The sequence below is a fragment of the Dyella solisilvae genome (assembly GCF_003351225.1).
Classification (GTDB): domain Bacteria; phylum Pseudomonadota; class Gammaproteobacteria; order Xanthomonadales; family Rhodanobacteraceae; genus Dyella; species Dyella solisilvae.
In genome coordinates this window covers 213942-238968 of sequence record NZ_QQSY01000001.1, presented here as the reverse complement: position 1 = coordinate 238968, position 25027 = coordinate 213942, and the positions used below count along the sequence as shown (strand labels likewise).

At 64.5% G+C, this 25027-nt stretch carries 26 protein-coding genes and 1 tRNA gene; 21 read left to right on the top strand and 6 right to left on the bottom strand.

From position 1 onward, the window contains the following. Positions 1-400: 400 nt before the first annotated feature. Together DVT68_RS01015 and DVT68_RS01010 are read left to right on the top strand one after the other, a co-directional pair. A complete protein-coding gene (locus DVT68_RS01015; protein WP_114823214.1) occupies positions 401-2992 on the top strand; it encodes a bifunctional aconitate hydratase 2/2-methylisocitrate dehydratase in 2592 nt (863 codons plus the stop codon). 221 nt (positions 2993-3213) lie between these two features. Next, entirely contained in the window at positions 3214-4125 is a 912-nt protein-coding gene (locus DVT68_RS01010; protein WP_114823213.1) for a LysR family transcriptional regulator, read from the top strand. A gap of 218 nt (positions 4126-4343) precedes the next feature. On the opposite strand, the gene DVT68_RS01005 is transcribed toward DVT68_RS01010, so the two are convergent. After that, on the bottom strand, positions 4344-5030 hold the full coding sequence (locus DVT68_RS01005; protein ID WP_114823212.1) for a DUF2461 domain-containing protein: 687 nt from the start codon (positions 5028-5030) through the stop codon (positions 4344-4346). A gap of 7 nt (positions 5031-5037) precedes the next feature. Next, entirely contained in the window at positions 5038-6486 is a 1449-nt protein-coding gene (gene sbcB / locus DVT68_RS01000; RefSeq protein WP_114823211.1) for an exodeoxyribonuclease I, read from the bottom strand. A 104-nt stretch (positions 6487-6590) separates the two neighbouring features. Here sbcB and orn point away from each other — a divergent pair, with 104 nt between their 5' ends. From orn to DVT68_RS00980, 4 genes are all read left to right on the top strand, one after another. Continuing rightward, positions 6591-7151 carry an oligoribonuclease gene (gene orn / locus DVT68_RS00995; RefSeq protein WP_114823210.1) on the top strand — a complete coding sequence of 187 codons (561 nt, stop codon included), beginning with the start codon at positions 6591-6593 and terminating at the stop codon, positions 7149-7151. Positions 7152-7175: 24 nt separating this feature from the next. After that, positions 7176-8084: a dihydropteroate synthase gene (folP, locus tag DVT68_RS00990; protein WP_114823209.1), complete on the top strand. Its 909-nt coding sequence runs from the start codon at positions 7176-7178 to the stop codon at positions 8082-8084. A gap of 58 nt (positions 8085-8142) precedes the next feature. Then, complete coding sequence (glmM, locus tag DVT68_RS00985) at positions 8143-9495, top strand: phosphoglucosamine mutase (RefSeq protein ID WP_114823208.1); 1353 nt, start codon at positions 8143-8145, stop codon at positions 9493-9495. 104 nt (positions 9496-9599) lie between these two features. Then, the gene (locus DVT68_RS00980; RefSeq protein ID WP_114823207.1) at positions 9600-10535 is read left to right on the top strand and encodes an isopenicillin N synthase family dioxygenase; all 936 of its coding nucleotides are present in this window, start codon (positions 9600-9602) and stop codon (positions 10533-10535) included. Between the two features lie 89 nt (positions 10536-10624). On the opposite strand, the gene DVT68_RS00975 is transcribed toward DVT68_RS00980, so the two are convergent. Continuing rightward, positions 10625-11440, bottom strand: coding sequence for an SDR family NAD(P)-dependent oxidoreductase (locus tag DVT68_RS00975; RefSeq protein ID WP_114823206.1), 816 nt, complete (start codon positions 11438-11440; stop codon positions 10625-10627). A gap of 121 nt (positions 11441-11561) precedes the next feature. Between DVT68_RS00975 and tpiA the strand changes: the two genes are divergently transcribed. The 4 genes from tpiA (at position 11562) to DVT68_RS00955 (ending at position 14245) form a co-directional block, all read left to right on the top strand. Further along, positions 11562-12311, top strand: a complete 750-nt coding sequence (tpiA, locus tag DVT68_RS00970; RefSeq protein ID WP_114823205.1) for a triose-phosphate isomerase — start codon at positions 11562-11564, stop codon at positions 12309-12311. A gap of 25 nt (positions 12312-12336) precedes the next feature. Further along, positions 12337-12786 (top strand): preprotein translocase subunit SecG, encoded by a 450-nt coding sequence (gene secG / locus DVT68_RS00965; protein ID WP_114823204.1) that lies wholly within the window; start codon positions 12337-12339, stop codon positions 12784-12786. A gap of 11 nt (positions 12787-12797) precedes the next feature. Beyond that, positions 12798-12882 (top strand) — tRNA-Leu (locus DVT68_RS00960). 166 nt (positions 12883-13048) lie between these two features. Beyond that, positions 13049-14245 (top strand): DNA cytosine methyltransferase, encoded by a 1197-nt coding sequence (locus DVT68_RS00955; protein WP_114823203.1) that lies wholly within the window; start codon positions 13049-13051, stop codon positions 14243-14245. 244 nt (positions 14246-14489) lie between these two features. On the opposite strand, the gene DVT68_RS00950 is transcribed toward DVT68_RS00955, so the two are convergent. Then, on the bottom strand, positions 14490-14963 hold the full coding sequence (locus tag DVT68_RS00950; protein ID WP_114823202.1) for a very short patch repair endonuclease: 474 nt from the start codon (positions 14961-14963) through the stop codon (positions 14490-14492). 219 nt (positions 14964-15182) lie between these two features. Between DVT68_RS00950 and DVT68_RS00945 the strand changes: the two genes are divergently transcribed. Beyond that, positions 15183-15608, top strand: a complete 426-nt coding sequence (locus DVT68_RS00945) for a GFA family protein (RefSeq protein ID WP_114823201.1) — start codon at positions 15183-15185, stop codon at positions 15606-15608. 35 nt (positions 15609-15643) lie between these two features. Here DVT68_RS00945 and DVT68_RS20235 read toward each other — a convergent pair whose 3' ends face one another. Then, positions 15644-15826 (bottom strand): hypothetical protein, encoded by a 183-nt coding sequence (locus DVT68_RS20235; RefSeq protein ID WP_147281651.1) that lies wholly within the window; start codon positions 15824-15826, stop codon positions 15644-15646. A gap of 233 nt (positions 15827-16059) precedes the next feature. On the opposite strand from DVT68_RS20235, the gene DVT68_RS00940 reads away from it, so the two are divergent. From DVT68_RS00940 to lysS, 7 genes are all read left to right on the top strand, one after another. Then, positions 16060-16347, top strand: coding sequence for a 2-hydroxyacyl-CoA dehydratase (locus DVT68_RS00940; protein ID WP_114823200.1), 288 nt, complete (start codon positions 16060-16062; stop codon positions 16345-16347). 80 nt (positions 16348-16427) lie between these two features. Next, the gene (locus DVT68_RS00935) at positions 16428-16820 is read left to right on the top strand and encodes a SpoIIAA family protein (RefSeq protein ID WP_114823199.1); all 393 of its coding nucleotides are present in this window, start codon (positions 16428-16430) and stop codon (positions 16818-16820) included. A 52-nt stretch (positions 16821-16872) separates the two neighbouring features. After that, positions 16873-17001, top strand: coding sequence for a hypothetical protein (locus tag DVT68_RS20785; protein WP_267897391.1), 129 nt, complete (start codon positions 16873-16875; stop codon positions 16999-17001). Positions 17002-17098: 97 nt separating this feature from the next. Beyond that, positions 17099-18772 carry an asparagine synthase B gene (gene asnB, locus DVT68_RS00930; RefSeq protein ID WP_114823198.1) on the top strand — a complete coding sequence of 558 codons (1674 nt, stop codon included), beginning with the start codon at positions 17099-17101 and terminating at the stop codon, positions 18770-18772. Between the two features lie 162 nt (positions 18773-18934). Beyond that, a protein-coding gene (gene prfB / locus DVT68_RS00925; protein WP_114823197.1) for a peptide chain release factor 2 occupies positions 18935-20060 on the top strand; the annotation gives its coding sequence in 2 pieces (ribosomal slippage) (positions 18935-19009 and positions 19011-20060; 1125 coding nt in all). Positions 20061-20102: 42 nt separating this feature from the next. Further along, entirely contained in the window at positions 20103-20408 is a 306-nt protein-coding gene (locus DVT68_RS00920; RefSeq protein ID WP_114823196.1) for a hypothetical protein, read from the top strand. Positions 20409-20511: 103 nt separating this feature from the next. Then, positions 20512-22032, top strand: a complete 1521-nt coding sequence (gene lysS, locus DVT68_RS00915; protein WP_114824325.1) for a lysine--tRNA ligase — start codon at positions 20512-20514, stop codon at positions 22030-22032. 51 nt (positions 22033-22083) lie between these two features. Here the strand turns inward: lysS and yidC are convergent, their stop codons facing one another. Then, a complete protein-coding gene (gene yidC, locus DVT68_RS00910; protein ID WP_158543434.1) occupies positions 22084-22725 on the bottom strand; it encodes a membrane protein insertase YidC in 642 nt (213 codons plus the stop codon). Positions 22726-22845: 120 nt separating this feature from the next. On the opposite strand from yidC, the gene DVT68_RS00905 reads away from it, so the two are divergent. The 3 genes from DVT68_RS00905 to DVT68_RS00895 are packed head-to-tail and all read left to right on the top strand — an operon-like array spanning position 22846 to position 25001. Further along, positions 22846-23151, top strand: coding sequence for a YciI family protein (locus DVT68_RS00905; protein ID WP_114823195.1), 306 nt, complete (start codon positions 22846-22848; stop codon positions 23149-23151). After that, positions 23148-23414: a BolA family protein gene (locus DVT68_RS00900; RefSeq protein ID WP_114823194.1), complete on the top strand. Its 267-nt coding sequence runs from the start codon at positions 23148-23150 to the stop codon at positions 23412-23414. The genes DVT68_RS00905 and DVT68_RS00900 overlap by 4 nt, the downstream gene beginning before the upstream one ends. Positions 23415-23435: 21 nt before the next feature. Next, positions 23436-25001, top strand: a complete 1566-nt coding sequence (locus tag DVT68_RS00895) for a hypothetical protein (RefSeq protein ID WP_114823193.1) — start codon at positions 23436-23438, stop codon at positions 24999-25001. Positions 25002-25027: the final 26 nt, after the last annotated feature.

Here is a 25027-nt window from a genome sequence, read left to right as displayed (position 1 = left end):
TCCTAAGGCACGGGACGTGAGGGGAATTGCAAAGGCCTGGCGGGCTTCGCCGGGCCGAACGGCTCGGGCCTTGCGGGTCTTCCGGCCTCCCGATGGGGTGGGGTCTGCACTCCAGTTTGGGACAACTGCCGGGCGGTGCAAGAGACCCGTTTGGGGATTGCGCCACAAGCTCATTGCAAGATTTCGAACGCTGCCGGAAGCGTTGTCTTGCGTTGCGGCATTCAGTATGCGACTGGCAAAATAAGTGGGTGTCATGCCGCCTCCAGGCGGCCTGGCGACAAGGTTTCACGCCTTGTCGAGCGCCGGTAGCGGCCACGCGGAACCTCCCTCGGGCGACCTCCGCCGCGGTGGTGCAAACCACCGCTCGCTGCCCCTTATGTTGTTCACCGGACGAGATCTCATGCTTAACGCCTACCGCCAACACGTTGCCGAGCGCGCCGCGCTGGGTATCCCGCCGCTGCCGCTGTCGGCCCAGCAGACCGCCGACCTGATCGAACTGCTGAAGAACCCGCCTGCCGGCGAGGAAGCCTTCCTGGTCGATCTCATCACCAACCGCGTGCCGGCCGGTGTGGACGATGCAGCCAAGGTCAAGGCCTCGTACCTGGCGGCCGTGGCGTTCGGCACGGAGAAGAGCGCGCTGATCTCGCGCGAGAAGGCCACCGAACTGCTGGGCACCATGCTGGGCGGCTACAACATCCATCCGCTGATCGAGCTGCTCGACGACGCGCAGATCGGCGTCGTGGCCGCCAATGCGCTCAAGCACACCCTGCTGATGTTCGACTCCTTCCATGACGTGAAGGAGAAGGCGGACAAGGGCAACGCCAACGCCAAGGCCGTGCTGCAGAGCTGGGCCGATGCCGAGTGGTTCACCAGCAAGCCGGAAGTGCCGGAGAGCCTGACCATCACCGTGTTCAAGGTGCCGGGCGAGACCAACACCGATGACCTTTCGCCGGCGCCCGACGCCACCACGCGCCCGGACATCCCGCTGCACGCGCTGGCGATGTTGAAGAACAAGCGCGACGGCGCCCCGTTCCTGCCGGAAGAAGACGGCAAGCGCGGCCCGATCCAGCTGATCCAGGATCTCACCAAGCAGGGCCATCTGGTTGCCTACGTGGGCGACGTGGTCGGCACCGGCTCCAGCCGCAAGTCCGCCACCAACTCGGTGCTGTGGTTCACCGGCGAAGACATCCCGTTCATCCCGAACAAGCGCTTCGGCGGCGTGTGCCTGGGCAGCAAGATCGCCCCGATCTTCTACAACACGATGGAAGACGCCGGCGCGCTGCCGATCGAACTCGACGTCTCGCAGATGGAAATGGGCGACGTGGTCGAACTGCGTCCGTATGACGGCAAGGCGCTGAAGAATGGCGAAGTGATCGCCGAGTTCCAGGTGAAGTCCGAGGTGCTGTTCGACGAAGTGCGCGCCGGTGGCCGCATTCCGCTGATCATCGGCCGTGGCCTCACCGCCAAGGCGCGCGAAGCGCTGGGCCTGCCGGTCTCCACCCTGTTCCGCCTGCCGCAGCAGCCGGCCGATACCGGCAAGGGCTACACGCTGGCGCAGAAGATGGTCGGTCGCGCTGTCGGCCTGCCGGAAGGCCAGGGCGTGCGCCCGGGCACCTACTGCGAGCCGAAGATGACCTCGGTGGGTTCGCAGGACACCACCGGTCCGATGACCCGCGACGAGCTGAAGGACCTGGCCTGCCTGGGCTTCTCGGCTGACCTTGTCATGCAGTCGTTCTGCCACACCGCCGCGTACCCGAAGCCGGTCGACGTGAAGACCCACCACACGCTGCCGGAATTCATCAGCACGCGTGGCGGCATCTCGCTGCGTCCGGGCGATGGCGTGATCCACAGCTGGCTCAACCGCATGCTGCTGCCCGACACTGTCGGCACCGGCGGCGACAGCCACACCCGCTTCCCGATCGGCATTTCGTTCCCGGCCGGTTCCGGCCTGGTGGCCTTCGCGGCCGCCACCGGCGTCATGCCGCTGGACATGCCGGAATCCGTGCTGGTGCGCTTCAAGGGCGAGCTGCAGCCGGGCGTCACCCTGCGTGACCTGGTCAACGCGATCCCGCTGTACGCGATCAAGAGCGGCCTGCTCACGGTCGCCAAGCAGGGCAAGAAGAACATCTTCTCGGGCCGCATCCTCGAAATCGAAGGTCTGCCCAACCTGAAGGTGGAGCAGGCGTTCGAGCTGTCCGACGCCTCGGCCGAGCGTTCGGCCGCCGGTTGCACGGTGCACCTCGACAAGGCGCCGATCATCGAATACATCAACAGCAACATCACGCTGCTGAAGTACATGATCGCGCAGGGCTACAAGGATCCGCGCAGCCTGCAGCGCCGCATCAAGGCCATGGAAGCCTGGCTCGCCAACCCGCAGCTGCTGGAGCGCGATGCCGACGCCGAATACGCCGCCGTCATCGAGATCGACCTGGCCGACGTGCATGAGCCGATCGTGGCCTGCCCGAACGATCCGGACGACGTGAAGACGCTCAGCGACGTGGCCGGCGCCACCATCGATGAGGTGTTCATCGGTTCGTGCATGACGAATATTGGTCACTTCCGCGCCGCTTCGAAGCTGCTGGAAGGCAAGCGCGACATCCCGACCAAGCTGTGGGTAGCTCCGCCGACCAAGATGGACCAGCAGCAGCTGACCGAGGAAGGCCACTACGGCGTGCTCGGCACCGCCGGCGCCCGCATGGAAATGCCGGGTTGCTCGCTGTGCATGGGCAACCAGGCGCAGGTGCGCGAGGGCGCCACGGTGTTCTCGACCTCCACCCGCAACTTCCCCAACCGACTGGGCAAGAACTCCAACGTGTACCTGGGTTCGGCCGAGCTGGCCGCGATCTGCTCGCGTCTGGGCAAGATCCCGACCAAGGCGGAGTACATGACCGACATCGGCGTGATCAACGCCAATGGCGAGAAGATCTACAAGTACATGAACTTCGACCAGATCGCCGACTACCAGGACGTGGCCAACACGGTCACTGCCTGAGGGCGGGAAGTGAGTTGAGAGGAGTGAGAAGTGAGAGGGGCACTCTCTCGCTTTGAACCTCAGGAAAAGCCCGGCCTTGCGCCGGGCTTTTCCGTTTCTACGGTCCCGATCCGACTGTGCACCAGTTCTGGCCGGCTCTTCTCTCACTACTCACTTCTCTAAACTCACTCCTGCTCGTTTATGCTTTCGCCCCGTAACCAGCCAGGGCCCCTCGCCAGCGCATGATCTCCAGCCATCTCTCGGTAGTCTCGTTGCGTGACCTGATGCTGGTGCAGGCGGTCCATCGCCATGGCAGCTTCAACAGCGCCGCGCGGGCGATGCACATCAGCCCTTCGGGCCTGTCGCACCAGGTGCAGAAGGTCGAGCAGGCGCTGGGCGCGCCCTTGTTCGAGCGGGGAGGCCGACGGGTCGTGCCGACGGCGGGTGGGCAGCGGCTGCTGGAGCAGATCGACGCCGTGCTGGCCGCCGCCGAACATCTGCAGCAGGTGGCGCGCGCCGGGGAGGTTCCCTTTGGCGGCGAATTGCGCTTGGGCGTGCCGGCTTCGCTCGGCCCCTACCTGTTGCCCCATCTGATCACGCCGTTCCCTCAGCACTTTCCCGGCACGCGCCTGAGCCTGTCGGAGGGCAAGCCGCGCGGCCTGCTGCGCCGGCTCAACGAAGGCGAGCTGGACGCCGTGCTCGCCCCGCGCGTGACTCCTGTCAGCGGCATCGCCATGCGCCCGCTGTTCTTCGAGCCATGGGAAGTCATGTTCCGCGCGGACCACGCGTTAGCCAGCAAGCGCAGCGTGGATCTCGAGCAACTGGAGGCGAGCGACGCGACCCTGATGACCGAGAGCCATTGCGAGGACGTGTTGGGCGGCGGCCATGTGCAGGATGTGAGCCTCGAAAGCCTGGCTGCATTGGTCGAATTGCGAGGTGGCTATGCGCTGGTGCCGGCGCTCGCGCATGACCGCCTCGCCTCGATGCCTAACATCGTGCTGGCCAAGCTCAAGGGTCAGGAACTGGGACGCGAGATTGCGCTGTACTGGCGCGACGCCACGCCGTGGCACGAGGACGTTCAGAACTTCGCGGGGCTGCTGCGCAAGTTGGCGAAGCAGCGGCCGGGGCTGCGGTTGATTGATGAAGGCGCCTAGCTCTGGCCCCTCTCCCTTCGGGAGAGGGGGGGCGGACCTAGCCCAACGTTCGGCGCCTCGCTCCGAACGCACCCTCTTCCGGCTGCCGCCACCTTCTCCCGGAGGGAGAAGGGTTTGCACCTGAAGGCCCGGGCTTCAACCCCTCGCCCTCCGGGAGAGGGGCTGGGGAGAGGGTGCGAATCTTGTGCAAACGTCCAAACTTCGCGTAACTCCAACGATCAAAAATCCAACTCCTGCGAAGCACACAGGTAATCAATCATCGGCGCCACGCGCTTGTAGGTTTCCACCAGCCAGGGCAGCAACTCGGCCGAACAGGCCAGTTTCTCGTCGAAGTTTTCACCACAGGCGAAGTCCTTGCGCTTGAGGTCATCGATCAGCTCGTGGTCCGGATCGAAGCCGCGTGGCGGGCGCACCAGCGATTCGCCCCAGAATTCGAAGTGATCGCGGAACGTCTTGCTGCGCGTCGCGCGCTTCCATGCCTCGGGATTGTCCGCCAGGAACGCGCGGATGCGTTTGAGCGCGTCGGACTCCGGATGCCACATGCCACCGCCGGCGAAGCACTCGCCCGGCTGGATGTGCACATAGAACGACGGCGCATGGACCTCGTTTCGCCGCTCGTGGAAGAAGCGTGCGCCCTGCCAGGGTTTGTATGGTTGCTTGTCGTTGGAGTAGCGCGTATCGCGATAGATGCGGAATAGCGAACCGCCGTTCTTGCGCGGATCGGCCCGGTAGTGCGGGCTGATCTTGGCGAGCGGCGCCTGCAGATCGGTGATCAGCGCGAGGAAGGGATCGCGCACGTCGCGCTCGTAGTCGACCTTGTGCGCCTGGAACCATTCGCGGTTGTTGTTCTTGGCCAGGGCGCGCAGGAAGCGGAAGGTGGCAGGCGTGAAATAGGCGTTTGGCATGGCGGACTCAGACGGAAAGTGGCGTGGACTCGGCGGCCAACTGTTCACCCCATAGCTGCAACTGGTCGAGCAGGGCGAGCTTGTCTTGCCGCGCCGGGTCGGCGCGCAGTTCGGCGATGCGGGTGAAGTACTCGTCGAGCGTGAGGCCGGTCAGGGGCGAATGCTTGTGCAGGCGTTCATGGCGAAAGCGGGCCCAGCGGGCCTGTTCCTCGGCGTTGAGCAATTCGGGCCAGTTGCGCGCACGGTAGCGGAACAGCAGCTCGGGGTAGCGGGCGTCGCGGAAGGGAAAATCCCTGTTGCCGAGCTGTCCGGGCGGCGTGCCGCGCACCTCGGCCAGCAGGCGCTTGTCCGCGTCGGGAAGGAAGCCGCCGTACAGCGCGAGCTCCGGGTCCTCCGCCGGCGGCAGGTCGGCCGCGCGCTGGAAGACACGACGCAGCTTGCCGGCCAGGCCATCGGCCGATGCCAGCAGGTCGCGATGCGCCTGCACGCGGTCCAGGTCGATCTGCAGGCGCTCGAGGTCCACGCCTTTGAGAACCGACAGCGGCGCCAGAGCCGGCGCACGATTGGCGCGCACCGTGCGCAGCGGAATGCGTTCGACGCCCTCGGGCAGGTCGGCGCGCGCGGTGAATACGCGATCGGCGATCTCCTCCTCGTCCAGCGCGAGCAGGTTCGACGGGTCGACGGAGAGGTCGTAGACGATCACTTCGGCCGGCCGCGTGGGATGGGCCGCCAACGGCGCGATCACGGCCAGGCAGTGGCGGCTGGAGGGATAGCGCGATGACACGTGCACCAGCGGCGTCATCGTAGCCACGTCCAGCAGTTCGAACACGCGCTGCTTGCGGCGCAGCCCCAGGTACCAGTCCCACAGCCGTGGCTGGCGCACGCGGATCAACCGCGCCAGGCCGATCAAGGCATGCACGTCCGACAGCGCATCGTGCGCTCGCTCCTGCTCGAGGTGGTTGGCTGCCGCCAGGTGCTCGAGCTTGAAGCTGGGCGCGCCATCCTCGCGCGTTGGCCACGCGATGCCTTCAGGTCGCAGCGCCTGGCACATGCGCACGAGATCAATCAGGTCCCAGCGTGAATTGCCGTTTTCCCACTCGCGCCCATACGGCTCGAACATGTTGCGGTAGAGCAACTGGCGGGTCACCTCGTCATCGAAGCGCAGCGAGTTGTAGCCCACGCCGCAGGTGCCCGGCTGGGCCAGTTGCTCGTGCACGCGGGCGGCGAAGTCGGCTTCGATCACCCCCTCGCTCTCGGCCTGCTGCGGGGTGATCCCGGTAATCAGGCAGGCTTCCGGGTGTGGCGGCATCTCGCGGGGCGGCTTGCCGAAGAACATCACCGGCTCGCCGACGATCTCCAGCTCGAGGTCGGTGCGGATGCCGGCAAACTGCACGGGCCGGTCCCGCCAAGGGTCTGCGCCGAAGGTCTCGTAGTCATGCCAGAAAAAGGTCTGCATGAGGGGATCATCGCATGCCCTTCGCGTGCGCTTCACCCGGGCCGCGCCGGAAAATCGGCTAGGGTCCGGAACGCTGCTGCTAGACTTCGCGTCCAGGAGGGCGCATGAGCCAAGCGAACGAAGACAATCTGATCTGGATCGATCTGGAAATGACCGGGCTCGATACGGATGCCGACTCCATCCTCGAGATCGCCACCATCGTCACCGACAAGGATCTCCGCATCCTCGCCGAAGGACCGGTGTTCGCGATCCGCCACCCGCTGGAGCGGCTGGAGAGCATGGATGCCTGGAACCGCAACCAGCACCGTCGTTCCGGGTTGTGGGACCAGGTGGTGGCCTCGGCCGACGACCATGAGGCGGCCGAGCAGGCCACGCTCGATTTCCTCAAGCATTGGGTGCCGATGGGCAAGTCGCCGATGTGCGGCAACTCGATCTGCCAGGACCGACGCTTCCTGCATCGCCAGATGCCGCGGCTGGAGCGCTATTTCCATTACCGCAACCTTGACGTGTCCACCCTCAAGGAGCTGGCCCGACGCTGGGCGCCGGCGATCGGCAAGGGCTTCGCGAAGGAGTCCGCGCACACGGCGCTGTCGGACATCCGCGACTCCATCGACGAGTTGCGCTACTACCGCCAGTTCATGGGGCCGCTGGGCGGCGAGCCCTGACCTTTCGGACCCTCGGGAGTCACCATGTCCCTTGATCTGTTCGCTCCCGTGCTCGATTGCGCTGGTCGCCCCTTGCGGCTGGACCGACCGCGCGTGGTGGGCATCCTCAACGTCACCCCCGATTCCTTCTCCGATGGCGGCAGCTACGCCAGCCTCGAGGACGCCGTGGCGCATGGCCTGCGCATGGTGGAAGAGGGCGCGGACATGATCGACGTCGGCGGCGAATCCACGCGCCCTGGCGCCGCGGAGGTGCCACTGGAGGAAGAGCTGCGTCGCGTGGCGCCGGTGCTCGAGCAACTGGCCGCGCGCACCAGCGTGCCGCTGGCGGTGGACACATCCAAGCCGGAGGTGATGCGCGCCGCCGTGGCCGCCGGCGCCGGCATGATCAATGACGTGTACGCCTTGCGGCGCGACGGCGCGTTGGATGCCGTCGCCGAGCTGGGCGTGCCGGTGTGCCTGATGCACATGCTGGGCGAGCCGCGCAGCATGCAGGACGATCCGCACTACGACGATGTGGTCGGCGATGTACACCGTTTTCTCACCGATCGTCTGTTCGCCTGCGAGCTGGCCGGCATCGATCGGCGCAAGGTGATGGTCGATCCTGGCTTCGGCTTCGGCAAGACGCTGGAGCACAACCTGGCCCTGCTGCGCGCGCTGGATCGTTTCGCCAACCTCGGCAGCGGCGTGTACGTGGGGATGTCACGCAAATCGATGATCGGCGCCATGACGGGTCGTCAGCAGCCGGCGGAACGCGCGGCCGGTTCGGTCGCCGCGGCGCTGATTGCCGTGCAGCGTGGCGCCCGCATGGTGCGCGTGCACGATGTAGCGGCCACGGTCGACGCGTTGGCGGTGTGGCACGCCGTGCAGGCCGGCGACACGCCGGTGCGCCGCGACAGCAAGCCGCCGGCCCCGCGATGGCCCGACGACGAATGAACCGAATCAGGACAGCACGATCAGACGCCGGCACGGCCGACGCCTTCAGGAGCAGGTAATGACGCAACGCAAGTATTTTGGAACCGATGGCATTCGCGGACTGGTCGGCCAGTGGCCGATCAGCGCGGACTTCATGTTGCGCCTGGGCCGCGCCGTGGGCGTGGTGTTGGCGCAGCGTGGCCATCCTCGTCCAAAGGTGCTGATCGGCAAGGACACGCGCGTTTCCGGCTATATGTTCGAGTCGGCGTTGGAGGCTGGCCTGGTTGCGGCCGGCGCCGACGTGGCGCTGCTCGGCCCGATGCCCACGCCCGGCGTGGCCTTCCTCACGCGATCGCTGCGTGCGGATGCGGGCATCGTAATCAGCGCCTCGCACAACCCGCATCACGACAACGGCATCAAGTTTTTCTCCGCCAACGGCGAGAAGCTGTCCGACGAGATCGAGCTGGCCATCGAGCAGGAACTGGACCTCGAATTCACCACCGTGCCGTCGGAGCAGCTGGGCAAGGCGATCCGCATTGCTGACGCGGTGACGCGCTATGCCGAATTCTGCAAATCCACCGTCGCCGAGGACTTCAGCCTGCGCGGCATGAAGGTCGTGCTGGACTGCGCCAACGGCGCGACCTACCAGGTTGCGCCCAAGGTGTTCTCCGAGCTGGGCGCGCAGGTCACGACCATCGGCGACAAGCCCGATGGTTTCAACATCAACCGCGAGGTGGGCTCCACCCATCCGGAGGCGCTGCAGCGCGCGGTGGTGGAGCAGGGCGCCGACCTGGGCGTCGCCTTCGATGGCGACGGCGATCGCGTGCAACTGGTGGATCGCCACGGCAAGCTCGCCGATGGTGACGACATCCTCTACGTGCTGGCCCATGCATGGCATGCGCAGGGGCTGCTGCATGGCCCGGTGGTCGGCACGCTGATGAGCAACTACGGCCTGCAGCTGGCGCTGGGCAAGCTGGACGTGTCGCTGATCCGCGCCAATGTGGGCGACCGCTACGTGCTTCAGCAGCTCAAGCAGCACCAGGGCAACCTCGGCGGCGAGACCTCCGGCCACATTCTGTGCCTGGACCGCGCCACCACCGGCGACGGCATCGTGTCCGCGCTGGCGGTGCTGGAGTCGCTGGTGCACGCCGGCCAGGATCTGGCCCAGGCGCGCGCAGGCCTGCACAAGATGCCGCAGGTGATGATCAACGTGCGCGCGCCGGGTGCGCGCGAGGCCTTGCAGCATGAGGACGTGCGAGAGGCCTTGGCGCGCGCCGAGCAGGTGCTGGCCGGGCGAGGCCGGGTCGTGCTGCGCGCATCGGGCACCGAGCCGCTGGTGCGCGTCACCATCGAGGCGGCCGACGAGGGTGAAGTGCGCCAGTTGGCCGAACAGCTTGCTGGTGTCGTAAAATCATCCGCTGAACGTTCGTGAGCCTGTAAGCAGTTCGAACCCAGGTCGCCAAGGATTGGCCCGACGTGCCCCGCCCCTGCGGTGGCGGAAACACAAGTGGACCGCGCACAACCTGTGGACAAGCCATGAAGAAAGTTCCCACCCTCGACATCCGTCGATACGAGACCGACCGTGCCGCATTCGTGGCCGAGCTCGGCGCCGCCTATCAGGAATTCGGTTTCTGCTGCATCAGCGGCCACGGCATTCCCCGTGAGCTGATCGACGGCGCCTACGATGCCTTCCAGCGCTTCTTCGCGCTGCCGACCGACACCAAGATGCACTACCACTTGGCCGGCAGCGGCGGTGCGCGCGGCTACACGCCGTACAAGGTGGAGACGGCCAAGGACAGCAAGCACGCCGACCTCAAGGAGTTCTGGCACGTAGGCCGCGAGATCCCGCGCGATTCGAAGTTCGCCGACGTGATGCCGCCAAACCTGTGGCCGGTCGAGGTGGATACCTTCAAGGAGAACGGCTACGGCCTGTTCGAGGCGCTCGACCAGCTCGGTTCGCGCGTGTTGCGCGTGCTGGCCCTGCACATCGGCCTGCCGGAGCGCTTCTTCGACGACAAGATCGACCAGGGCAATTCCATCCTGCGCCCGATCCACTATCCGCCGATCACCGAGGCAAACGTCCCCAATGTGCGCGCCGGCGCGCACGAGGACATCAACTTCATTACGCTGCTGGTTGGCGCAAGCGCCGAGGGCCTGGAAGTGCTCACTCGCGAAGGCGAGTGGCTGCCCATCACCACCGAGGGCGACGCCATCGTGGTGAATATCGGCGACATGCTGCAGCGCCTGACCAACCACGTGTATCCGTCCACCACCCATCGCGTGGTGAACCCACCGAATGACAACGCCCGCAAGCCGCGCTACTCGGTGCCGTACTTCCTGCATCCGAACCCGGACGTGGTGCTCGATCCGCTGCCGCAGACCATCACGGCCGAAAACCCGAGCCGCTACGACACCAGCATCACCTCGCATGAGTACCTGATGCAGCGCCTGCGTGAGATCAAGTTGATCTGATGCAATCTGCGCCCTCTCCCCTTGGGGGAGAGGGCCGGGCACTGCCACCTTTACGGTGGGCTCGCCATTTCGCTTCTGCGGGCGAGTCGTTACACCGCCTCGCCCAAATCCCGATACCGCTTTGACTCCCGCCCCGACAGCCAAAGCGCCAGTCGGTCAGGCAGCAGCTTCACCAGAGCCTTGATGAAGCGGTTTACACCACCCGTGACGTGCACCACTTCACCACGCTCGACCGCGTCGTGTCCTTCGCGCACCACTGCCTCGGCGGTCTGCCACATGAAGCCCGGCAGCTTGTTCATCAGCTCGCGCGTGCCGGTGACATCGTGGAATTCCGACCAGGTGAAGCCCGGACAGAGCGCGCAGACATGCACGCCAAGGTGGCGGTTCTCCAGGGCGAGCGACTGCGAGAACTTGATCAGATAGGCCTTGCTCGCCGCATAGAGCGTGTGACCCGCGGAGCCCGGCACGTGGCCCGCCAGCGAGGCGACGTTGATGATTCGGCCGTAGCCACGCTGGCGCATACCTGGCAGTAGGCGCCACGCAAGTTCGGTTGGCGCGGTCATGAGCACACGGATGAAGGCCTCGTGGGTCGGCCAGTCGTTCGCCTCGAAGGTGCCCGGCACGCCGTAGCCAGCGTTGTTGATCAGCCAGTCCACCGCCAGACCACGCGCCGCCAGGGCGTCACACAGAGCAGAGACGGCATGTGGATCGGCCAGATCTGCGGGAAGCACCGTCACGGTCGAGGTGTGGCGGGCCCTCAATTCTTCGGCCAGCGATTCCAGGCGATCAGCGCGACGGGCGGTAAGTATGAGATCGTGCCCGCGTGCCGCCAGATCGCGGGCAAAGGCGGCGCCGATTCCGGCGGACGCGCCGGTGATGAGCGAGACGGGGCGGGCTGGCGGCATCAACTGGTCTCCTTGTGGTTCGGTGGATTTTTGTCGTGGCGGCAATGGGTTGTCGGCGCTGGCATTGCCTGTCGCCGGGCCGATCGCTAAGCTTTCGGGTTTACACGCAATGGAACTGGATATGCGCAAGAAGCTCGTGGCGGGCAACTGGAAGATGCATGGTAGCCGCAGCATGGCTGCCGCCCTGGTGGGGGACATCGTCGCCGCGCTGCCATCTTCCATCGACGTCGCCGTGTTTCCACCGTATCCGTACCTGGGCGAGCTGGCCTGCCAGCACGCCGGTTCCGGCCTCGGTTTCGGCGGGCAGGATGTGAGTGAGCATGACGGGCAGGGCGCCTATACCGGCGACGTGTCGGCCGCGATGCTGGCCGACGTGGGCGCACAGTGGGTGATCGTCGGGCATTCCGAGCGCCGCCAGTACCACCAGGAAACCGACAAGATGGTGGCCCGCAAATTTGCCGCTGCGCGCGCGGGTGGCCTTACGCCCATCCTCTGCGTGGGAGAGACCTTGGCCGAACGCGAGACCGGCTTGACCGAAGCCGTGGTCGCGCGTCAGCTCAAGGCCGTGATCGAGCACAACGGCATCGCTAGTTTCGACACTGCGGTGATTGCCTACGAGCCCATCTGGGCCATCGGCACAGGGCACACGGCCACGCCGGAACAGGCGCAACACGTTCATGCGTTCATCCGTAGCCAATTGGCAAAAGAAGATGCTATGATTGCCCGTCTGACCCGGCTACTTTATGGTGGCAGCGTCAAAGCGGCGAATGCTGCGGATTTGTTCGCGCAGTCGGACGTGGATGGAGGATTGATCGGGGGCGCTTCACTGGCGGCTGCCGATTTCCTGGGAATCTGCGCTGCGGCGCACTGAGCGCTACGGACTCTTAAAGAGAACCATGTTCGTCATCTTCAGCGTTTTCTACATTCTGATCGCCGCGGCGATGATCGTGCTGATCCTGATGCAGCGCGGTGCAGGCGCAGACGCAGGCTCCGGCTTCGGCGGCGGCGCGTCCGCAACCGTGTTCGGCGCGCGCGGCTCGGCCAACTTTCTGACCCGCGCCACGGCGGTGCTGGCCGCGTTGTTCTTCCTGCTCAGCCTGGGGATGGGCATGTACCTCGGTCACCACGGTCAGCCGCAGGCTGAAGCCGGCAGCGATCTGGGTGTGATGTCCGGTCTTGCCAACAAGCCGGCTGCAACGCAGAATGCGCAGCCCGCTGCTCCGGCCAATGCAGTTGTTCCGCAGGCCACCAAGCCGGCGGCCAGCCAGGAAGTTCCGGCGGCCACCACTCCGGCCAAGCCCGCGGGTGACGTGCCAGCCGCGACGGAGCCGGCGAAGAAGAATTAAGCAAGACACCTGCCCAGGTGGCGGAATTGGTAGACGCACTACCTTGAGGTGGTAGCGCCGAGAGGCGTGGGGGTTCGAGTCCCCCCTTGGGCACCAACACAAGTTTCAGGGAATCTCAGCGACTCTCATGAAACGCACGAAACCCCGCATATGGCGGGGTTTTTTGTGCCTGCGATTTTCAGCGCGTCTCAGTGAGTCCCGGAATATTGGGTATGCTCTTGTGCATGAGGGTGACTTTTGTACACCTGAGTGGTCCTTGCTGATGCCTGAGCATGCAACGCCCTTCGTGAGTCACGACGCTTGCGCGAACTCGACGCGCCACGCCTTCTACGAATTCTTTGCCGGTGGGGGCATGGCCCGCGCCGGCCTCGGCCCTGGCTGGGAGTGTTTGTTCGCAAACGACTTTGATCCCATGAAGGCGCGGGCATACCGCGACAACTGGGATGGCGGCAGTGACTTGTTGGTTGAAGACATCAACAAGGTGGACACCTCGAACCTGACTGCCCATGCCGATTTGGTTTGGGCATCGTTTCCTTGCCAGGACTTGTCCTTGGCCGGCAACTACAACGGCATCGGCCATTGGCAGAACAAGGCGCCGACCCGTTCGGGCACGTTTTGGCCCTTTTGGCGGCTTATGCGCAGCCTGATGGATGAGAGGCGCGCTCCGAAATTGATCGTGCTGGAGAACGTCTACGGTGTTCTGACTTCGAATGACGGCAAGGACTTTGCCGCCATTGGCTCGGCGTTCTCGGGGGCTGGCTATCGCTTTGGCGCCATGGTCATCGACGCCCGCCACTTCGTTCCGCAGTCACGACCTCGTGTATTCGTAGTCGGCGTCCGGCCAGGTGTAGAAATCCCCGCCTCTCTGGTTTCGCCCGTGCCGGTGTCCCCCTGGCACCCCGACGGCATGACGGAAGGCCATCGGCGGCTCACCAAGGAAGCCAGGAAAAACTGGGTGTGGTGGAATTCTCCCGGCCCTTCTGCGCGACAGAAGAATCTTGTCGATCTGATTGAAGACAATCCGTCTGGCGTCGCCTGGGATACCGCAGAGAGGACGAAGAAGTTGCTCGCGATGATGAGCGACGTGAACCGCGAAAAGGTGCGCCAGGCACAAGCCTCTGGCATCCGCACGGTGGGCGGCCTGTACAAGCGAACCCGGCTCGACAAGGACGGCCGCAAAGTACAGCGTGCGGAAGTACGCTTCGATGATGTTGCCGGCTGCCTCCGTACACCTGGCGGCGGGTCGAGTCGGCAGCACATCCTGCTGATCAAAGGCAAGGACATTCGATCTCGGCTGCTGTCGCCGCGTGAGGCCGCGCGGCTGATGGGGCTGCCCGACACCTACAAGCTGCCGGACAACTACACCGATGCCTATCACGTTGCGGGCGATGGCGTTGCCGTGCCGGTCGTAAGACACCTGGCCAAGACCATCTTTGAACCGATACTTGGGGCGGAGTAAAACGCCATTCGAAGTAAATGCGACCTGAGGTTGCGTGAGCCACGCGCCTCACTTCAGATATTCAGGTGTTTGTGAATAAGCAGGAACGCAGAACACGCACGCATTGGCCCGCGCGCGCAACATCAAACTGTGGGTCGTAGTGATGTTCGGGATCGAGCTCACATGCACGGATGTGGAAGCGGTCAACCGCATTCGCCCGTTCTCCATCTCCGCCTGGTGAAGTGCCTTTATGCGCAACCCGACGTTAGTTGCCGGCCGTTTCCACTGAGGCGCCAGGTATGACGTGAACGGTGGCGCCGTCGTTATCGGTGCGTATCCACTCAGCGCCTTCGTCGGCCGTGGAGTCAAGAAGGCTGCTTTTAAGGGCGCATTCCCAAACGATCAATACCCGCCAGCCAAGCGCGACTAACGCGTTTAGGTTGGCCTGATCGCGCGCCTGGTTGCGTGCGATCTTCGCTTCCCAGTAGGGCCGATTGGTGGCGGGCATGCGGCTGCGGGTGCACCCATGCCAATGCCACTGGCAGCCATTCACGAAGACAACGGTCTTGGGGCCTGGCAGTACGAGATCCGGCGTCCCGGGCAGCGTTGCATCGTGGAGGCGGTAGCGCAGGCCGCGCGCATGCAGCGCGTGGCGCAGGCGCAATTCCTGCGTGGTGTTCTTGCTGCGCACGCGCGCCATGATTCGGCTACGCGTGGCCTTGTCGACGGTATCGGCCAAGTGGTGATCCGTGTATGGGAGTTGGCGCGGCGCCCCAGCACGGGCGATTCTCCGCTGGTGTTGCGCGGGGTCAAGATGGTGCTTTCAATGTTGTGAAGAGCGCGGACTGGGCGAAATGTCGCCAAGCCATCGTTCGGAGGTCTCGTGCCCCTCGTTCGCGCATGTGTCAAAGTTGGTTGAGACGATCAGTGGCAGGGGCGCCACCACGAGGAGACAGGCATGGCGATGTCGAGCAGCGAGGTACGCCTACTCGAAGGCGCGTGCTTTTGCGGCGCTCTGCGCTATCGGGTCGAGGATGCATTTCTGTATGCGGCGTATTGCCATTGCTCGCAGTGTCGCCGCACCACGGGTTCGGCATTCAAGCCGTTTGCCGGCATCGAGCGCGAAAAGCTGGTCCTGATGCAAGGGTTGGAAGAGTTGCTGATCGTTGGCGATGCGCAGGGTCACGATGCGCATTGCAGCCATTGCGGTTCGTTGCTGTACTCGGTGGTTCGTGCGGGCGCCTTCGCGCACGTGGCGATGGGTACGCTGGTGGACGCGCCAAGCATCCGTCCCGACAAACACATCTTCGTGGGCTCCAAGGCGTCGTGGTTCACCATCACCGACGATTTGCCCCAGTTCGTCGAACACGCTACAGGCAGCTGAAAGGAAAAGCCCCGCACTTTGCGGGGCTGTCGAATTCAGACGGAGAGGGCCGGCATGGCCTTGAGGCGATGTTGGTAAGTTGCCTCAGTCTCCTGGTACAGGCCGGACCATGGATTCAGCACATAGCCATCCTGTGGATCCGGCGAGACGCGGCGAGCGTCGGGGGAGTATTCGGTGTTGGCAATGGGGGCGGTAAGGGTCGCGGGATCCATAAGCATGCCTCGATGTCTTCGCTTGGGTATTCAGCGTATCGATCCACTTGTTCGAGCGCGGTTAAAGAGCGTACGTCTGGGCATCAACGCAAAACTTATGAACCACGCCGAGCATGTGAGAGTTGACGATTTGATGACGCGCCACCGTTGCAAGGCAGGTCGCGTGATCAACCGCATTCATCCACTCGCGGTGGCGCGTGCCACAATGCGTCTCCCCTCATCGCCCCGAGCATGCCGCGATGGCCATCTCCAAAGACGCGTACCGGCAGTTTCAGGAAGAGCTCGCCGCCCTCGATCGAGATCAGGAAGATCGCCGCAAGCAAGCCGCCGAAGCGCCCATGGAGCGCGCCAGGCGTGAGTTCAACGAACTGCGCGAGCGCTATGGGCTCAGCGTGGCCGACGTGGTGGCGTTCTTTCCCGAGGAAGAGGGCATTGCCTACCTGCAGCAGCTGATAGCGGCATCGGCGGCTCCCTCCGGCGCGGTGCGCAAACGTCGTGCCAGGCGTGGGGACGATACGACTCATTAGGCGCGCCGCGCGCGCCGCTCATGACGTCTTCGTGACAGGGTGTTTGCGATACAGAAGGACAACATGAGCAGGAGGTCGCCATGATCGAGCAAATCGGAGGATTGCCGCCCGGCGCGCTGGGTTTTCGCGCCATCGGGCAGGTGACGGCGGCTGACTATGCGCAGGTGCTGGTGCCCGACATCGAGGCGGCGTTTGCCATGAACCGCAAGCTGCGCTTGCTGTATCAGGTGGGGCCGGAGTTCACCGGCTTCGACCCCGGCGCCATGTGGGAAGACGCGATGCTTGGCTTTCGTCATTTCAGCGGCTGGGATCGCGTGGCGCTGGTGACAGACGTTCAATGGCTGCGCATCACGGCCAAGGCGATGGGATTCGCGGTGCCGGCGGAATTCAGGCTGTTCCAGGACGCCGAGTTGCAGCAGGCCATTGCGTGGATCAGCGAGCCGCGCGCGGACAGTGATGATGGGAACAAATGAAACTGTCGTGACACCCTTGCCAGGCGTTGCGGCATGTGCTGAACTCGGCGTCATGTCCAGCATTCACGCCCGCCTTGTCACCATGATTGCCGCCGTCGCCACGGCGAACGATCGTGCGCGCGCGCTGAATAACAATAACGCCAATAACAATACCCGCATCGACGGGTGGGCCGGCGTGTAGACAGAGCAACACACATACACACGCAAAAAGGCCCGCTACCAGCGGGCCTTTTTGTTTTTCCACCACGAGAAAAGCAGACCTCAAGGAATCCCTAGTCATGTGTTCGATCTTCGGCATGTTCGACCTGCAACCCGGTGATGACCTGGCCACGCTGCGCCAGCAGGCGCTCGAGCTTTCCCAGCGCCAACGCCATCGCGGGCCGGACTGGAGCGGCGTCTTCGTAGATGCCGGCGTGATCCTGGTGCACGAGCGCCTGGCGATCGTCGACCCGGCCAGCGGCGCGCAACCGCTGCGCTCGCGCGACGGCACGCTGGCCCTGGCGGTGAACGGCGAGATCTACAACCATCGCGAACTGCGCGCCGCCAGTGACTACGACTTCACCACCGGCTCGGATTGCGAGGTGATCAATGCGCTCTACCGGGCGCAGAGTTTGCCGACCGAATGGGTCTCCACGCTCAACGGCATTTTCGCCTTCGCACTGTGGGACAGCGAGTCGGCGCGCTACGTGATCGCCCGCGATCCGATCGGCGTTTGCCCGCTTTATTGGGGCCACGACGGCCAGGGGCGCCTGTGCGTGGCTTCGGAAATGAAAGCGCTGGTTGGGGTATGCAACGACGTGGCGCCATTCCCGCCGGGGCATGTGTACGACAGCGCCGTCGGTGAGTTGCAGCGCTACTACCACAAGCCGTGGCGTGACTATGCGCAGACCAGCGGGCATGACGTGTCAGCCACGGACCTTCGCGAGGCCTTCGAGCAGGCGGTGCACCGCCAGTTGATGACGGACGTGCCCTATGGCGTGCTGTTGTCCGGCGGATTGGATTCCTCTCTGGTGGCAGCGTGCGCGGCGCGCTTCGCGCGGCATCGCGTGGAAGAGGATGACCGCGCCGAGGCCTGGTGGCCGCGGCTGCACTCCTTCGCGATCGGGCTGGAAGGTTCGCCGGACCTGGCTGCCGCACAGGTCGCGGCCGATGCGCTGGGCACCGTGCATCACGGATTCGTTTACACCTTCTGGGAAGGGCTCGATGCGCTGCCCGAGGTCATTCGCCACATCGAGACCTACGACGTCACCACCATCCGCGCCTCCACTCCCATGTATCTGCTGGCGCGGCGCATCAAGGCGATGGGCGTGAAGATGGTGCTGTCGGGCGAAGGGTCCGACGAGATCTTTGGCGGCTACCTGTACTTCCACAAGGCGCCTTCGGCGGAGGCCTTCCACGAGGAAACCGTGCGCAAACTCGATGCCCTGCACAGCTACGACTGCCTTCGCGCGAACAAGTCGATGATGGCCTGGGGCGTGGAGGCGCGAGTGCCTTTCCTGGACCTGGCGTTCCTCGACGTGGCGATGGGCATGGATGCGCGCCACAAGATGGCCGGATCGGGGCGCATCGAGAAGGCCGTGTTGCGCGAAGCGTTCCAGGGCGCGCTGCCGGACGAAATTCTGTGGCGGCAGAAGGAACAGTTCAGCGATGGCGTGGGCTATGGCTGGATCGACGGGCTGAAGGCGCACGCGGAACAGGCGGTCAGCGATCGCGAATTTGCCGCGGCGGCCACGCGCTTTCCGCACAACCCGCCCGCGACCAAGGAAGCCTATCTGTACCGCCGGATCTTCGAACGCTTCTATCCGGGGCAGGCTTGTGCGGAGACCGTGCCTGGCGGCAAGTCGATCGCCTGCTCGTCGCCGGCGGCGCTGGCGTGGGACCCGGCGTTCGCGGCAGCGGCCGACCCGTCAGGGCGCGCAGTGAAAGGCGTGCATCAGCAGGCCCTGGCCTGATGCCTCGACCCCCTCTCCTTGCCGGGAGAGGGGGCGGTCACGGGCGAAATGAAAGAGCCCAAGGGACTGGCTGTGCCGTTTTGCGGGCTCCGGCCCGCATCCGGCGCTCCTTGCCCACACTCTGTTAACATGATGGGCCGTTTTTTTGATGATTTCCCATCCATGATCGAGACCAATCCGATCCTTGCGCAGATCGCGGACCTCAAGGGCCGCGTCGAGTCGCTTAGGGGGTATCTTTGACTACGCCACCAAGCGTGAGCGTCTCGAAGAAGTAAGCCGCGAACTGGAAAGCCCCAACGTGTGGGACGATCCGCCGCGCGCACAGGAGCTGGGCCGTGAACGCGCCCGCCTGGACACCATCGTCAGTGGCATCGACAGCCTCACGGCCGGCCTGGCCGACGCGGGCGAGCTGCTCGATATGGCCGCCGCCGATGGCGACGAGGACACCATCCAGTCCGTGGTCACCGATCTGGCCGGTCTCGAGGCCAAGGTGGCCAAGCTTGAATTCCAGCGGATGTTCTCCGGCAAGATGGACGCCAACAACGCATTCGTGGACATCCAGGCCGGCGCCGGTGGCACCGAGGCGCAGGACTGGGCGGAAATCCTGCTGCGCATGTACCTGCGCTGGGCCGAATCGCGGGGCTGGAAGACCGAGCTGCTGGAAGTCTCCGGCGGCGAAGTGGCCGGCATCAAGTCCGCCACGTTCCGCGTGGAAGGCGATTACGCCTATGGCTGGCTGAAGACCGAGATCGGCGTGCACCGCCTGGTGCGCAAGAGCCCGTTCGATTCGGACAACCGTCGCCACACCAGCTTCACCTCGGTGTTCGTGTCGCCGGAAGTGGATGACGACATCGACATCGACATCAATCCCGCCGATCTGCGTACCGACGTGTACCGTTCGTCCGGCGCCGGTGGCCAGCACGTCAACAAGACCGAATCGGCCGTGCGTATCACGCATATCCCGACGAATACGGTCGTGGCGTGCCAGACCGAACGCAGCCAGCATGCCAACCGCGATCGCGCGATGAAGATGCTGGCCGCCAAGCTGTACGAGCTGGAGCTGCAAAAGCGCAATGCCGAAAAGGATGCGCTGGAGGCTTCCAAGTCCGATATCGGCTGGGGCAGCCAGATCCGCAATTACGTGCTGGACCAGAGTCGTATCAAGGATCTGCGCACCGGAGTCGAGCGTTCGGATACGCAGAAAGTGCTCGACGGTGACCTCGACGAATTCATCGAGGCCAGCCTGAAGTCGGGCCTGGATGCGGGCGCCAAGCGCGTGGATGCTTGATTGCGAGCCATTGAACCTGCCGACGACCGAGGTGTTGCCCGCATGAACAGAAGGAAGACATTCCCTATCCTGCTCGTGTGGGCTGCCCTCGCGGCATGCAGCGGAGTGGCGAGCGCGCAGCAGGAAAACACGTCCTCCTCTTCCGGCCAGGGCATCAAGCAGGACGCCAAGGCGGCAGGCAAGGATATTGGCAACGGCGCCCGCGATGTCGGGCACGCGACCAGGGACGTAGCCATAAAAGTTGGCCACGGCGCAAAAGAAGCCGGCCAGGGCATCGGGCATGGCGCGAAAGAGGGCTGGGACGCCACCAAGCACGCGGTAAAGCACGTGTTCGGCAAGGACAATTGATCGTCGGCGCAGCGGGCAAGTACCGTCCTGCGCGCCCGGTGATCGGATGACAACACACATGCGTCCGCAGAACCGTGCGGACGCCGGCAGCTACGGAAACCCCATGACTGAAACGACCGACATCCAGCCCATCGACGAGAACAAGCTGATCGCCGAGCGTCGCGAGAAACTGAAAGCGTTGCGCGGGCAGGGCGTGGCGTTTCCGAACGACTTCAAGATGGACGCGTTCGCCGGCGACCTGCAGGCCGAATTCGCCGATGTCGAGAAGTGGACGGCCGAGGCCATCGAGGCGCTGGGCCGTCGCGTGAAGGTGGCTGGCCGCGTCATTCTCAAGCGCGACCAGGGCAAGGTCGCCTTCGTCCAGATGCAGGATTTCAACGGTCGCATCCAGCTGTTCATCCACCAGGGCACGGTGGGCGAGGACACCTACAAGGCGTTCAAGAGCTGGGACATGGGCGACATCGTGGGCGCCGAAGGCGCCCTGATGCGCACGCGCACCGGCGAGCTGTCGGTGAAGGTGGAATCGCTGCGCCTGCTCACCAAGAGCCTGCGCCCGTTGCCGGACAAGCATCACGGCATGGCTGACGTGGAGCAGCGCTACCGCCAGCGCTACGTCGACCTGATCGTCACCGAGGAAGCGCGTCGCACGTTCGCGCAGCGCTCGAAGATCATCGGCTTCATCCGCAAGTGGCTGGAGGCCGAGCCGCGCCGCTTCATGGAAGTCGAGACGCCGATGATGCACGTCATCCCGGGCGGCGCGACGGCGCGTCCGTTCGTCACGCACCATAACGCGCTGGACATGGACCTCTACCTGCGCGTGGCGCCGGAGCTGTACCTGAAGCGCCTGGTGGTTGGCGGTTTCGACCGCGTTTACGAGATCAACCGCAATTTCCGCAACGAGGGCGTGTCGACCAGACACAACCCCGAGTTCACCATGCTCGAGCTGTACCAGGCCTACGCCACGTACACCGAGATCATGGACATTACCGAGGAAGTGATCCGCGAGACGGCGAAGAACGTCATCGGGACCACCACCCTGAGTTGGGAAGGTACCGAGATCAACGTCGGTCCGGCGTTCCGTCGCTGGAGCATGGAAGACGCCGTGCTCGAACTGAATCCGGAAATCCGTCGCGAAGACCTGCGTGATCGCGGCGCCATGGCCGCGCACGCCAAACGCCTCGGCTGCCAGGTGAAGGATGACTTCGGCTGGGGCCGCCTGCTGCTGGAGATCTTCGAGAAGACGGTGGAGCACACCCTGATCCAGCCGACCTTCATCACGCAGCATCCGGTGGAAGTCTCGCCGCTGGCCCGCGAAAGCGACACGGACAAGGGCATCACCGATCGCTTCGAGCTTTTCGTCAACGGCAAGGAAATTGCCAACGGCTTCTCCGAGTTGAATGACCCGGAAGACCAGGCGGCGCGCTTTCAGGCCCAGGTGGAGGCCAAGGCCTCCGGCGACGACGAGGCGATGCACTTCGACGCCGACTACATCCGCGCGCTGGAAGTGGGCCTGCCTCCGACCGGCGGCCTGGGCATCGGCATTGACCGTCTGGTGATGCTGCTGACCAACTCGTCGTCAATCCGCGACGTGCTGCTGTTCCCGTACATGCGACCGGAAGCGTAAGCACCACGTCCACCGAAAGCCCCGGCCTTGCCGGGGCTTTTCTTTTGAGGGTCAGAGAGCGAGGCGGCGCAGGCGGCGACGTAACAGCGCCGCCTGCAACACATTCACCCCGCTGGAGGCGGCCCAGTACAGGCCGAGCCCCGCGGCGGCGTGCCAGACCACCACGAAGGACACCAGTACCGGCAACACCTGCAGCAGGGTCTTGGCCTGCGTCGACATTGCCGGATTCAGTGCGATCGCGGCGTAGCTCAACGCCGCCACCAGCAGCGCCAGCCACAGGTCGGGCCGGGCCAGGCGGGGAATCCACAGGAACGAGCCGGCTCCGGCAAGGCCTTGCCGTATGGCGCTGTACACGCCAAGGCCCAGCGGGGCCTGCACCAGAGCGGTCAGCAGGCCGCCGCCCATGCCCAGGCCCACGCCATGCTCGCGGTACATCGCGCGCATCGCTGCGGCATGCGCCGCCGGGTCGCTGGCGTGGCGTTTGGCCAATTGCTCCAGTTGGGGCTTCAGCGCTTCCATCTTGCGCCGTTGGACCCACCCCTGTTCGGCGGCGCGCAGTGTCCAGGGCAACAGGCCCAGGCGGACCGCCAGCGCCATGGCGATGATGGCCAGGCCGTAACTGTGGTCCAGCCCTTGCGCCAGGCTGCCGAGCAACTGGCGTATCACGGCGACGAATGCATTCCATGGTTCCATGTCGATCTCCCCCTGGTGATGGCTGGGACATGGGCGTGTTGGGTGGCGTTTCAAGCCCGCCGAGACGTCGCCGTGGCGATAGTCGGCTAAACTTCCGCCTTTGCCTGCAGGAGCTGCGCCATGTGGTTTGCCATCACCGGTACCGACGTCCCTGATTCCCTGGAGAGGCGCAAGGGCGCGCGTCCGGCGCATATCGAGCGCCTGCAGAAGCTGCTGGACGAAGGCCGCCTGTTTGTGGCGGGCGCCTTCCCGGCCATCGAGTCGGAAGACCCGGGCCCGGCCGGCTTCACCGGCAGCCTGATCCTGGCGCAGTTCCCGTCGCAGGCAGAGGCCGAAGCCTGGGCCAAGGACGATCCGTACGTGGCGGCTGGCGTCTACGCCAGCGTCAGCATCAAGCCGTTCCGCAAGGCGCTGCCGGCCGCATGAGCACGTCGATGGCCGAACAGATCCGCGAGCGCCTGCAACAGGCGCTCGACCCAGTGGCCCTGGAAGTGCTGGACGAGGGCTACAAGCACGTCGGGCATGCCAACGAGGGCAAAGGGCATTTCCATGTGCGCATCGTCAGCACCGCCTTTGCGGGGCAGCTGCCGATCAAGCGTCATCGGATGGTCTATGCAGCGTTGGGTGATCTGATGGAGCATGGCGTCCATGCATTGTCCATCGATGCGGACGTGCCAAAGCAGGGGTAAGGCGTCATCCGGGGAGGGGATATGGGGTTGGCAACCGGCGCGGCGGATCCGCGCCGTCTGGAAGGTTGGGCGATTTGGTCGCTTGTGGCTTTGTTTGTGGCGTATTACGCCATCTACATCCTGCGCCACTGCGACTTCAACAACGACGATCTGGATAACTTCCTGCTCATGCGCAGGATGGCTCTGTGGCCGTTCTTGCTGACGCCCACCGACGTCCACTTCGTTCCCGGGCACCGGTTGCTGACCTGGCTTGTCTACCATCTGGCGCCGATGAACTTCGGCGTAGCCGTGGCCGTGCTGATGGCGTTCCACGTTGGAACGCTGGTCTATCTCAATCGAATCTGCCGTCTGCTGGCTCTGGAGCGCGGCGGCCAGGTGATCGTCGGGCTTTACGCCGTGTCTTGCCTGGTCGCCTTTGGCCTCATCTGGTGGGCGCACGCGCAGCATCGCGCGCCGTATGTTTTCCTTGGCATGGTCGCGGTATTCCACTACTTGGCGTGGCTGCGGAGAGGTGGGCGTTCGCATATCGCCATCGCCGCGATCTGCACCGTGCTGGCGATGGCGTTCTATGAAAAGGCCGTGCTGATCCCCGTACACATGCTGGTATTTGGCTGGCTCACCCGCGAACGCCCGTGGGGGCGCGATGCACTGAGGCTGGCAGCGCCGCCGCTGGCCCTGCTGTGCGTGTCCGCCCTGTACGTGGTTCTCTACATTCGGCTGAATCAGCCCGGGCTGGCGGACCAGGTGATCCAGATCCGTTCCCTGAAAATGGCGGTGCTGGCCCAGTACATCAATCAGCCTGCCGAGCTGGAAAAGCTCCGGGCGATGCGGCCACTGCTGTTGCGCTGGCATCTTTTCCTGTTGTCGTGTCGTACCGAGCTCGAATTCCTGAAGCAGATGCTGGGGGCCGTGACTGGCCTGAGTAGTGAAGGCAATCGAGATCTGCCTTTGGGCGGGCTGGGGCCGCGTGGCTGGTTGGCGCTCTGCCTTGCCGGCGCCTTCGCTTCGTTCAGCGTCTGGAAGTTTCCCCGGACGTGGGTCGTTCTGTTGGGCCTGCCACTCGTGCTGGCTCTTGACTTTGCGCCCATCGCGTTCTCCAGCCGTGGCACGTTGCTTGGCTTTCAGACGGCTCACTTCGAGCGATTCCTCTACGAGGAATGGCACATCGTCGCGCTGTTCGCCGTGGCGTGGTGGCATTGCGTTCTGTCGACAAACCCTGAATTCAAGAATGGTCGGTTAGCGTGGTCTGCTGCGTTGGCGGGGGTGGCGGCCTATGGCGTCATCAATGCCGTCAATTTGCACGCCACCGGACATTCGCAATGGAGCATGTTGTGGTTCATGAATCAGAGTCATGACTATGCCCACAATCTGCGCGCAGGACTGAGCTCGATCGACGAGTCTCGGCCGTCCTTTGTGAATAGCGACGTGCCCAAGTGCATGTCCTTGCTGCAGCTCGTCAAGGACACCCGGACCTTGCTGCCGCTTTACAGGCCGGATGCCCGCTTCGACGCGCCTGATGCGGCCTACAGGGTGGCGCCTGACGGCAGGATCGTCGGTCTTTCGGCAAATACAGGCCGGGCGCCCTGATCTCCGGACCAGATGTCGTCGTCTGA